The organism is Spirosoma sp. KUDC1026 (assembly GCF_013375035.1).
Lineage (GTDB): Bacteria > Bacteroidota > Bacteroidia > Cytophagales > Spirosomataceae > Spirosoma.
This window is the reverse complement of the sequence record NZ_CP056032.1, coordinates 1,680,571-1,692,509: the sequence shown is the minus strand read 5'-3', so window position 1 is coordinate 1,692,509 and position 11,939 is coordinate 1,680,571. Positions and strand designations below refer to the sequence as shown.

At 47.7% G+C, this 11,939-nt stretch carries 10 protein-coding genes; 6 read left to right on the top strand and 4 right to left on the bottom strand.

Annotated elements, in window-relative coordinates; genetic code table 11:
* Positions 1-58: 58 nt before the first annotated feature.
* From HU175_RS07240 to HU175_RS07215, 6 genes are all read left to right on the top strand, one after another.
* Entirely contained in the window at positions 59-1,243 is a 1,185-nt protein-coding gene (locus tag HU175_RS07240) for an ATP-binding protein (RefSeq protein ID WP_176565950.1), read from the top strand.
* Positions 1,155-3,482 carry a hypothetical protein gene (locus tag HU175_RS07235; RefSeq protein ID WP_176565949.1) on the top strand — a complete coding sequence of 776 codons (2,328 nt, stop codon included), beginning with the start codon at positions 1,155-1,157 and terminating at the stop codon, positions 3,480-3,482. The genes HU175_RS07240 and HU175_RS07235 overlap by 89 nt, the downstream gene beginning before the upstream one ends.
* A 96-nt stretch (positions 3,483-3,578) precedes the next feature.
* Positions 3,579-4,433 carry an SDR family oxidoreductase gene (locus tag HU175_RS07230; protein WP_176565948.1) on the top strand — a complete coding sequence of 285 codons (855 nt, stop codon included), beginning with the start codon at positions 3,579-3,581 and terminating at the stop codon, positions 4,431-4,433.
* 16 nt (positions 4,434-4,449) lie between these two features.
* Positions 4,450-5,313 (top strand): SDR family oxidoreductase, encoded by an 864-nt coding sequence (locus tag HU175_RS07225; RefSeq protein ID WP_176565947.1) that lies wholly within the window; start codon positions 4,450-4,452, stop codon positions 5,311-5,313.
* Positions 5,314-5,378: 65 nt separating this feature from the next.
* A complete protein-coding gene (locus tag HU175_RS07220) occupies positions 5,379-6,746 on the top strand; it encodes a cytochrome P450 (RefSeq protein WP_176565946.1) in 1,368 nt (455 codons plus the stop codon).
* A 209-nt stretch (positions 6,747-6,955) separates the two neighbouring features.
* Complete coding sequence (locus HU175_RS07215) at positions 6,956-7,333, top strand: HPF/RaiA family ribosome-associated protein (RefSeq protein ID WP_176565945.1); 378 nt, start codon at positions 6,956-6,958, stop codon at positions 7,331-7,333.
* Between the two features lie 72 nt (positions 7,334-7,405).
* Here HU175_RS07215 and metK read toward each other — a convergent pair whose 3' ends face one another.
* The 4 genes from metK to HU175_RS07195 form a co-directional block, all read right to left on the bottom strand.
* Positions 7,406-8,683: a methionine adenosyltransferase gene (gene metK, locus HU175_RS07210; protein WP_176565944.1), complete on the bottom strand. Its 1,278-nt coding sequence runs from the start codon at positions 8,681-8,683 to the stop codon at positions 7,406-7,408.
* Between the two features lie 133 nt (positions 8,684-8,816).
* Positions 8,817-9,974, bottom strand: a complete 1,158-nt coding sequence (locus HU175_RS07205) for a lycopene cyclase family protein (RefSeq protein ID WP_176565943.1) — start codon at positions 9,972-9,974, stop codon at positions 8,817-8,819.
* An 88-nt stretch (positions 9,975-10,062) separates the two neighbouring features.
* Positions 10,063-10,956 (bottom strand): lipoyl synthase, encoded by an 894-nt coding sequence (lipA, locus tag HU175_RS07200; RefSeq protein ID WP_176565942.1) that lies wholly within the window; start codon positions 10,954-10,956, stop codon positions 10,063-10,065.
* A gap of 114 nt (positions 10,957-11,070) precedes the next feature.
* Positions 11,071-11,862, bottom strand: a complete 792-nt coding sequence (locus HU175_RS07195; protein WP_176565941.1) for a hypothetical protein — start codon at positions 11,860-11,862, stop codon at positions 11,071-11,073.
* Between the last annotated feature and the right edge of the window lie 77 nt (positions 11,863-11,939).

Below are 11,939 nucleotides of genomic sequence, written 5' to 3'. Positions count from 1 at the left end.
CTAAAAAACTTAGCAATACTTTTATTGTTATTATATTTAACAAAAATTCTGTTGTCACATGAGAAACATCATTGGTCAGGCAGTTTCGGGAAACGATTTCTTTGAACGTCCCCAGATAGTACGCAAAATACGTCGCTCGATACGCGCTGGCAACTGGATATACCTGTCTGCGCCTAGACGAGTGGGGAAAACATCGATTATGAACCATCTTCAGGAAAATCCGGAAGATAATCAGCAATTCGTCTACGCAATTACTCAATCGATTGACTCAGTCGATGGCTTTTACAAAGAGCTAGCCAAGCAAGTGATTGACAGTCCGGCTTTCCGTACTATGTCGAAAGTATCGGACACGCTAAAAAAAGTGGCCGGTGGATTGCTCCAACGTATCAACTTGAAAGTCTCTGTTCCTTTCCTGGAAATTTCATTGGACAAAGGCGAGCCTATCAACTTTCAGACTGATTTTGAGAAGCTGCTGGAAGAGATTGATCTCAACGGTGACAGACTGATCATCATGGTCGATGAATTCACAGAGACGGTCGATAACATCCTACATAAACACGGCAACCAAGAAGCCAGACGCTTTCTACAACTATTTCGGGAATTAACCCACAATCGAAAGCTGACTGGCAAAGTGCAGTTCTTGCTGACCGGTTCAATTGGTTTGCAACCGCTGGTAAAGAAACTCGACGCTAGCGATCTTGTCAATCAATTACAGTATATAGACATTCCAGCCCTGACTGTTGATGAAGCTTGTCAACTCTTCCGGCAACTCATTAAACAGGAAGGAATCGACATTGATGACGAAACAATTCTTTTTATCATCCAGAAAATTGATTGGCTGATGCCTTTCCATGTTCAGTTACTCGTGCAGGAAGTCATTGATGTTTTCGAAAGTTCGGGCAATCCAATTGATCAAGCCAAAGCAAATAAAGCCTATGAACAGGTGTTTCATCAGCGTAATAAAATATACTTCGAGCAGTACTACGAACGTCTGAAAAAACGACTTGAGCCTGGAGCGGAATATCAATTTGTACACGACATACTGAATCGGTCTACAGCTGATGAACCCTTGGAAAAAGCTGTTGTGCATGACTTAGCCGTCAAACACGAGATTACCGATAGGTACAAAGCCATCGTCGAGTCATTGGAATACGATGGTTACTTACATCAAACAGCCGATAACACCGCCTACCGCTTCAACTCATCCATACTCAAAACCTGGTGGAAAAAATATGTCTGCTAATACTCAACCCCTCATAGCTACCATTTACAATCCACAGAATCAGAGCAAGGAAGCGCTGATTGCCGGATTTATTGCACGTAAGCAAAAATTTGAACGGATTTTCCGCGACATACGCGACGCCCCGATGATCAAGCCTGAACAGCATTATCTGATTCAGGGTATCCGAGGTATGGGCAAAACGACGTTGCTGTTACGTATAGCCTACGAAATCGATAATACCCCCGAACTACGTCAACGGCTTATCCCTATCATATTCAATGAGGAGGAATATGGTATCGGCACACTTTCCGATGTATGGGAACGAACAGCGCAATATCTTGGAGAAACAGACGCAACATTCGCTGATCTATATGAGGCTATAACGAAGCAATACGGAGAAGACGATTACGAACAGATAGCTTTCCAGACGCTCATCAATAGTCTCCAACAAAAGGGCAAAAAATTATTATTATTGATTGACAATATCGGCGACGTACTGAAAAAGCTGGATGATCAAGAGGGTAAACGTTTACGAGAAATTCTACTCACAACGCCCGAATTACGGCTCATTGGTGCCACATCGGTTGTCATTGAGCAAGTGCATGATTACACCAAGCCTTTCTACGAATTTTTTAAAATTATTCATCTAAACGGCCTTTCACGAGAAGAAGCTACTGAACTTTTTTTAAACCTGGGAGAGACATACCATACCGACGCCGTCAGAGAGCTGATTGAGCGGCAACCGGGCCGAATCGAAGCTATCCGGCGATTAACAGGCGGAGTAATTCGCACGATGGTACTCTTGTTCGAGATTTTGGTCGAGAATGATTCAGGCTCCGTTTTTCGGGACCTCAATGTTTTGCTCGATCGCGTTACCCCCCTCTATAAACACCGACTTGATGACCTACCGGCTCAACAGCAGAAAATTGTAGCCGCACTTGCCCAATCCTGGGACGCAGCTAGCGCTAAAGAGATTGCCCAAGTGGTACGTCTGGAAAGTAAAGTCGTATCAGCCCAACTAAAGCAGTTGATTAATAACGGCTTAGTTGAGAAAATAGAAACAAACACTAAGAACCACCTTTACCGGCTTGAGGAACGCTTTTTCAACATCTGGTACTTAATGCGTTTCGGCCGCCGTACCGATCAGCGAGTTTTGTGGTTGATCCGCTTCTTTGAAACGATGTTTGATGGTGACAACGAATGGATGCAAGAACGGATTGATGGACACTTGAAAGCAATGGAGATAGGCAAGATAGATCCTGAAGCAGCACTATATCTAACAACTGCGTTTGCTGGACTATTAAAGGATGAAGAGATAGAAGACTTATTAAAAAGAAAAACAGTAGTACTACTAACTCAACTAGATAGAAAAGATTTATTGAAAGATATATCCTCTAAATATGGAGATGTAGATGATTTAATCAAGAATAAGGAATACGATCGAGCTATTTCTTTACTAGAAGGTTTTAACAAGCGTAGTACAAGAGTAATACTGGATATTATCTCATGCTATATTAGCTTGAATAATTTTAGTAAAGCCAAAGAAGCACTAGTTGAATTATTTATTAGCCATAAATTTGACTATAGAGAATACTTGAAGCCAGGAACAGCCAATGTAGACAGTTCAAAAATAACTAAAATAAAGATACTTGTACCATTGCTTATATTTAGGGGGATATCTCTCATTCTCATCGTACCTAATCCTAAGTATTTGTCCGAAAACACTCTTGATATTGATACTGCAAAGGTCATATTTCCATCTAAAAATTTTAACAGTGACTTATTGAGTGAGGTTCTATTGAGGTATTTTGTAGCTATAGATAACAATAGAAAGGAATTTTGTTTGCAAATTTCAAATAACATTGTTGATCAAATTGAAAACTCAGAATCTTTTTCTATAAAAGCGTTATTATCAAAAAAAATCATACAAATGTGGAATAATATCTTCATGGGAGACAACTTAATTCCTCTAAATGAATCCACTTTGACAACATTTTCCCCTAAAGATGACAACGGTGTTGATGTAACAACGATATTTTTATATTTCCTCCTCGCAAAAAAACAATATCATACTGCTTACAACTATTTTCAGCAGGAGGAATGGCAATTGAAAGATAGATTTAAACCTCTTTACTACGCTACGTTGTATTTCTTAAAAGATGAGTACCCAACGGAGTACTTACGTATGGGGCCGGAGCTTAAAGAAACAGTCGATGACGTTTTGGCTGAAGTAGCGCAAATGGCTATTGACTACGCATAATATCACTTCCTCACAAACCCACTATCTTACTAGATTTCTCCAAACAACCGCCTTTGTTTTCGGCTTATTACAGCAGTTACAATCAAGAGCAACATTATGGAAACCAAGATTCCGCCCCAGCATCAGGATCTTCAGCCAGGCATTGAAGCCGAGCTGGACCCACAACCGAAAGTGATTCGGTATCTGTACAAAGGAGCGAACAAATTGAAAGACAAGGTCGCCTTGATCACCGGTGGCGATAGTGGCATTGGCCGATCAGTAGCCGTTCATTTTGCGCGCGAAGGAGCCGATGTAGCCATTTCGTATACCGACCGCGAAGAGGTTGACGCACAGAAGACAAAAGAATTGGTCGAAGCCGAAGGACGTCGGTGCTTACTGCTCCCAGGCGATATTCGTCAGGAAACGTACTGCCAGCAAATCGTTGATGATACGGTTCAGGAGTATGGCAAGCTGAATATCGTTGTCAACAACGCCGGTCTTCAATTGCAGCACAAGACGCTTGAATCTATTCCCGACGAAGCGCTGCTGGCAACCTACGAGACGAATATTTATTCCTTCTTTCGAGTAACGAAGGCGGCCATTCCACACCTGCACGAAGGCGACAGTATTATCAATACAACGTCGATTACGGCATACCAGGGTCGCGCTGATTTGCTTGAATACTCCTCGACAAAAGGCGCTATCATGACTTTCACACGGGCTCTCTCGACCAATTTGATTGAGAAAGGAATTCGTGTGAATGCCGTAGCCCCTGGCCCCATCTGGACCCCACTAAACCCAGCATCGGTGAGTGCCGAAGAAGTCGCCCAGTTTGGGCAGGACGTACCGATGAAACGCCCCGGTCAGCCCAGTGAGGTGGCTCCTGCTTACGTTTTTCTGGCGTCGGAGGATGCCTCATACATCACCGGCCAGGTTTTACACCCGAACGGCGGTACCATCGTCAACGCTTAAAAAAGACTCAACCGTTATGGATCAAATGGAACTAGAAACCAAGCCCCAGCATCAGAACGCACAGCCCGGGCTTGAGTATGAAATGGACCCGCAGCCGATTTATATTCGAGATAACTACCAGGGAGCCGATAAATTGAAAGATAAGATCGCCGTCATTACCGGCGGTGATTCGGGCATTGGCCGGGCAGTCTCCGTTCACTTCGCCCGCGAGGGTGCCGATCTGGCTATTATTTACCATCCCCGCGAGGAAGAGGATGCGCAAAAAACTAAATCGCTGGTCGAAGTCGAAGGACGCCGGTGCCTGCTTATACCCGGTGATCTGAAAAGTATTTCATTTATTCGGGAAGCCGTTGGCAAAATTATCAGTACGTACAACCACGTTAACGTATTGGTCAATAACGCGGCCAACCACGTTGAGCAGAAGGAATTTACCGATATGCCCGACGAGCAGATGCGTCAAACCTTCGAACTGAACATCCTGGCGATGTTCCGCCTGACGAAAAACCTGCTGCCACACATGCAGGCCTACGACTGTATTATCAACACTACGTCGGTGGTTTCATACCGGGGCAGCAAAGCCCTGATCGACTATGCCTCCACGAAAGGAGCCGTTACCGCCTTTACGCGGTCACTGTCGCAAAATCTGGTCGACCGTCAGATTCGGGTAAATGCTGTCGCTCCTGGCCCCATCTGGACGCCGTTAATCGTAGCGACAAAAACGCCCGAGGAGGTGGAGAAGTTTGGTTCTGACGTACCCATGAAGCGGCCTGGCCAACCAGCAGAACTTGCGCCCGCTTACGTTTTTCTGGCGTCGGAAGATGCGTCTTATTTCACCGGGCAGGTCATCCACGTGAACGGGGGCGAAGTAGTCAATTCGTAGGCTTCCTGCTACGTTCTTAGTATATTTATTGCCGTTCCAGCCCAACATCTGGAACGGTTTTTTTTATGAATACAGTCAGCCCAGTTACCCGCCCCATTCCCGTTCATCCCGGCCTGCCCCTGGTCGGTAACTCTCTGGAATACCTTCGTGATCCGCTGGCGTTTATGCGCCGGTTACTTCACCAGTACAGCGATGAACGTATTGTACAGATTAATGTAGGTGGTCGCGTAACGCACCTGATGCTTAAACCAGAAGAAACGAAGCAGGTGCTGCAGGAGAATAACCGGAACTACGGTCGTGGAAAATCATTTGCCATCCTTCGTGCCTTTCTGGGAGAAGGCTTACTAACGAGTGAGGGCGATTTCTGGCGTCGGCAACGGCGTCTGGCACAACCGGCTTTTCACCGGCAGAAGCTGGCTCTGCTGGCCAATACCATGATCGACGAGGCCGTTACCTGGGTTGATCGACTAGCGAAACTGGACCGGACAAAACCGGTTAACATCTCCGCAGCAACCACCGATGCGACCTTACGTATCGTCACGAAAACGTTATTTGGTGCCGGGCTTGGTCCCGAGCTGGATCAGATTTCAACGGCGCTCAACAACCTGAATTTTATCGCGAACCGGCGCGTTCTGAATCCGTTTAAACTGCCAAAGTGGATTCCTTCGCCCGATAACCAGGCTTTTGACAAAGCATACCAAACTGTCGATTCACTTATTTACGGCATTGTTGATGAGCGACGCCAAACAGGAGCAAATCACGACGACCTGCTGGATATGTACCTGCGAGCAACGGATGAAGAAACCGGCGAAGGCATGTCCAATAAGCAGCTTCGGGACGAGATGGTAACGCTGTTTGTCGCAGGCTATGAAACCACAGCGACCTCACTGGCGTGGACGCTACATTTATTGTCTCTTCACCCCGACATACTAACCAAAGCAAAGGTCGAAATCAAGCAGGTACTGGACGGACGAGATCGTCCCTCTCCCGACGATCTACGGTCACTTCCTTATCTATCGCAGATTATCAACGAATCTCTACGGCTTTATCCACCAGCCTGGATCATGAGTCGGCTCTCGTTTGGTCCTGACCAACTGGGGGACCACCGGTTGAATAGCGATCAGGGAGTATTACTCTGTCCTTATGTATTGCACCATGATCCGGCTAGTTGGCCGAACCCCGAACAGTTCAACCCGGACCGATTTGCGGGCGACTGGAGCAAAGATAAACATCCGTACGCCTTTCTACCCTTCGGAGCAGGTCCCCGACTTTGCATCGGTAATCAGTTCGCATTAATGGAAATGCATGCTATCCTGGCGACGTTGTTATCGCGCTTTAGTGTTCGCCCAGCGTCAACGACGTCTGTTGGGACCCGCCCCCTTATTACGTTGCGCTCCAAACGGCCAATTCAACTCTTTCTCGAGGGTAATTAACTTCAATTAGATTTTACGAAGAAGTTATGCAGGTGGCCGTTCCACGCTTTTCTGCAAATCGCTCTCGTTGTGTCCCCATCACCTTTTGAAAACAGTGACCCGTGAAACAAGGTTGTATCTTTCGTAGCCTGTATTGACTTTTTGGTCTATGTTACCAAACTTAGTCAATCCATTGATGTTCTGTTTCATTTCACTTAAAAGGCGACACAATGAGATTACAAATTAATGCCGTGCGATTCACGGCCGACCAGAGCCTGTTAGATTTTATCCAGGCAAAACTGAACAAGTTGGACACTTTTCACGACCGCATCATTGGCGGAGAAGTGTTTCTCAGGCTTGACGGAGCTGATTCCAACAAGGTTAAAGAGAAGATTGTTGAAGTTCGCGTCACGATTCCAGGGAAGGAGTTGTTCGTTAAAGAACATGACGACAAAAGCTTCGAATGCGCCATTGACAAAGTCATGGACGTATTGAAAGACAAGCTTGTCCGGATCAAACAAAAACGTAATGATATATCCAGTCCAACTATCTCCCAAGCCAAAACTCGCGTGGACGAAGAGGACGAAGTACTGGAAGATGAGTTATAAATCCTGATTTAGTCAAAAACGCGAAAGCCATTCCTCTGGGAATGGCTTTCGCGTTTTTCATATGCCTTGGCACTACAGGCTGAACGCCGATTTGATCTGATCAACGAAATCCAGCTTCTCCCAGGTAAACAGTTCAACTTCAACTTCCTTTACGTTGCCGTTCGAGCCGAAGGTTTTCTTAACGACTTCATTCTTCCGACCCATGTGTCCGTAGGCAGCCGTTTCCGAGTAAATCGGATTACGCAGTTTCAGGCGTTGTTCGATGGCATAGGGACGCATGTCGAAAATCTCCGACACTCTTTCCGCGATGGCACCATCGTGCATATCTACTTTCGATGTGCCATACGTATTGACATACAGACCGCAGGGCTTGGCAACGCCAATGGCATACGAAATCTGCACCAGTGCCTGGTCGCACAGACCAGCTGCTACCAGGTTTTTCGCAATGTGGCGCGTCGCGTAGGCCGCCGACCGGTCTACTTTCGAAGGATCTTTGCCCGAGAAAGCACCACCGCCGTGGGCACCCTTACCGCCGTACGTATCAACAATAATTTTCCGCCCCGTCAGACCTGTATCGCCGTGTGGCCCGCCAATAACGAACTTACCCGTTGGGTTGATGTAGTACGTAATATCGTCAGTGAATAGGCTATGCAGTTCTGCTTTCTGAGCTGCCTTAACCCGTGGAACTACAATGTTGATAATGTCTTCCTTGATCTTCGCCAGCATCGTTTCGTCATCGGCGAAATCGTCGTGCTGCGTCGATACCACGATGGTATCGATGCGAATTGGCTGATGATCGTCAGAGTATTCAATCGTTACCTGCGATTTAGCGTCGGGCCGCAGATAGGGAATCAGGTCACTTTCGTTATTACGGATATAGGACAGTTCGCGCAGGATGGCGTGAGCCAGATCCAGCGGCAACGGCATGTAGTTGTCGGTTTCGTTGGTCGCGTAGCCAAACATCATCCCCTGGTCACCAGCGCCCTGTGCTTCGGCTTTAGCCTCAAAGTCTTCATTGTCAACCTTCCGGTCAACACCCTGGTTGATGTCGGCCGACTGATCGTGCAGTGCTGAGAAGATACCGCAGGAGTTGGCTTCGAACATGTATTCACTTTTCGTGTAACCAATCTTCCGGATGACGTCACGCGTGATCTTCTGTACATCCAGGTACGTATCGGTCTTGATCTCACCAGCCAGCACAACCTGTCCGGTCGTTACCAGGGTTTCACAGGCAACTTTACTGGATGGATCGAAAGCCAGGAAATTATCAATTAAGGCGTCGGAGATCTGATCGGCGACTTTATCAGGGTGTCCTTCAGAAACGGACTCAGAGGTGAAAAGATATGGCATTACGCGATCGTATACTTATATTCTATACTTTGAGAATCGCAAAGCTACAGTTTTCCGAGCAGAGGTCAAGAGACAAAACCGTTAAGTTAGGTTGCGACTACTCCCTTGATTCCCAAGTCAGCGCCTGTTTCTGTTATCCAAACCATTTACGGCGCATAACAGCGAAAAAAGCGGACGTAAATGGCCACCAGGGCATGGTTGTAAAGAGCTTCAGCTCATCGAGAAAATGGGTATCCTCATCCAGAAACCGGAACACTCGCTCGGGATTCTTGACGTAGACACGGGTGAACACATCATCGGCCGGGTGGCGATGCTGTTCCAGTACGTTCAGGAAGATACTATCATACAGTTTGAACCGATGATCGAACCAGCCCGTCTGGCGGAAGGGTGTTCCCGACTGGGCCATGTTCTGGACCATCTCGCGCAGATAACGCTGGGTTCGCTGAAAGGTATAGCCCGTTGATGCTTTCGTAGCTCCCCCCGACGTACCGATCCGGACAATGTGCTTGGCTGGCTTTTCTTCTGTCCTGACGTCCGACATAGGGATGATGCCAAACTCCGTTTCTCGGATGATGTACCCGCCCGTTTCCAGGTACTGATCGACGTAGTGGCGAAGGACACGATCGTACTGGTCATCTGCCAGCAGTTGCTCGTTGAAGAGCGTAAATTCGATCAGCGCCGTTTTTTCGTCAAATGGTAGAACGTACACGAACCGGCAGTCACCGTGCTGTTCGATTCGAAAGTCCATAATTTCGGCTTTGTCAGGATCGAAACAGGGCTTTTCGGCCTCGATAATCCACCCTTTAAAATGCTGAAGTAAATTATGGTTCTTCCGATCATCCAGCGACAACTGAAACGTACTGTCGAACACATAATCCGCTTCGTATATTACCCCGTCTGCCTTAACTTGTCCACCCGTTGGCGTGTCACTGATCTGCTCGATCGTTACCTGTTTTCGCTCAATGGTTGGCCATTTTGCCAGTTCGTCCAGCACAAAGCGGTAAAAATCAATACCCCGTAACATCTTGTATTGATACGCTCCCATGCCTAATGGTCCGGCATAGGTAGTACCGTGAAACGTAACGGTTTCCCACTGGCGGAAAATGATCGACTCAAAGGGCCCGGCGGCATCACGATGTTCCCAGAAACACCAGGTCCGATCGTTGCGATTTTTGGGCTCCCGATCCAGAATCAGCACCGATTTATGGCGTAGTGAGGATTGCGTCAGGTAATACGCCAGACTTAGTCCCGCCATGCCCCCGCCCGCAATAATGAAGTCGTATCGTTTCATTCGTCAATAAAAAAGTCCGGGCGACTCGTCCGGACTTTCCTAGGTTAAGAAATAATGCTGTCAGTTTGTTTGCAAATTCTGACCAGACCTAGACGTTAACGTGTTTTTCGGCGTGGTAACTCGACCGAACCAGCGGTCCCGACTCCACGTATTTCAGGCCGCGTTGCAGACCTTCTTCCTTGTACATGGCAAACGTCTCTGGATGAATCCACTCGATTACTTCGTGGTGCATCTTGGTCGGCTGCAGGTATTGACCCAGTGTTAACACATCGAGGCCATTCTGCGCCAGGTCATCCATCGCTTTGAATACTTCGTCGTGGGTTTCGCCCAGTCCCAGCATGATACCGGATTTAGTCCGTTGACCATATTCTTTCGTCCGGCGAATCTGTTCCAGACTCCGTTCGTAACGCGCCTGCGGCCGAACCCGGCGATACAGACGCCCCACGGTTTCCATATTATGTGATACGACTTCCTGCCCGGCCGAGATCATTCGCTCAAGCGCTGGCCAGTTGCCTTTCGTATCAGGAATCAGGGTTTCGATCGTCGTTGTAGGCGAAGCTTCTTTGATCAAACGTACCGTCTGGTACCAGATCTCGGCTCCGCGGTCTTTCAGTTCATCCCGGTTCACCGACGTGATGACGGCGTGTTTCACCTTCATCAGCAAGATGGCTTCGGCCACACGCCGGGGTTCGTCGGTGTCATATTCGTTCGGGCGGCCCGTTGCTACGGCACAGAACGTACAACTCCGCGTACAGACATTGCCCAGAATCATGAACGTGGCAGTACCAGCCCCCCAGCATTCACCCATATTCGGGCAGTTTCCGCTTTCGCAGATGGTATGCAGTTTATGTTCGTCGACCAGCTTACGAACTTTAGCGTATTCAGGGCCAATCGGCAATTTAACGCGAAGCCAATCGGGACGTTTCGGGGCGCCCGCCCGGTTACGTTGTTGTTCGGAGGGTATTACAGGTAATTCAATCATGGCTCCTCGATCCTTTTCAACAGAATTCGTTTTTCGGGCGTAAAGTTCATCAGAAAGGAGGAAGGAGAAAAGGAAGAAAGGCGGAGAGTCAACTTCCTTTTCTCCTTCTTTATCTTATTTCTTGCTGCCAAAAAACAACGTAATGTAGCCCGACGTAAAGAAGCTGCGATTACCGTCAGACCGGCTTCCGCCCGCTACGGTGTTAGGAATGATAATGACCTTCTGAGGAAATATTTCGGACAGAAACCCAATCTCTACGCCCGTTGTGTTGTTCCGAAAAGCGCTCAGTTCAAAACTCAGGGCCGCTTTAACGTTCAGGCCAACCGTTAGTTTCGATTGTCCCAGCCCCTGAAAGAAGCCGCCGGCACCGATAACTGATTCGCCCGTAGCCGTAGCGAAGCCGTTCACCTGCGACGCGGGCACCGTCCGCGACGAGTTGCCGTACTGAACTTCAAGGTAGTATGGCTTGATGATTCCCAATGATGGACCAGCCGCCAGAATTCCGTTGACGGCAACCCCTTCGTCGGCCCCCCGCTGAAATAGCTTCACTTCGCGGCCGTACTGCGGACGCAGCACAAACAGATAGTTTTCTTTACCAGCAATGAATCGGGAACCTACCGAACTCACCGACGACTGAAGTTCTTTAGGATGTTTTACGTTAACAAGTTCAACGCTGATATAACGGTACTGGGGAAGTCCAAACAACGTACCACTCAACAGCCGGGCCTGCCGAAACACCAGCCCGCCAATAATGCCGGAGTTTGTGTTGGTCGTAATTCCATAGGTCGTCATCGACTGATAGCGGTCATCCTCATCGTCGTCAGTCACTCGCTGTCCGTAAACCTGCTGCCCTGCCAGCAGCCCACTGCACAAGGCAATGGTCAATAACCTGTATAGCGTTTGCATTTCGTCTAATTTGCTGACTTAAAATTACTTGTTTTACTGATTCGAGCAAAGTTATCCGGGCCACTAGCGTAACCAAC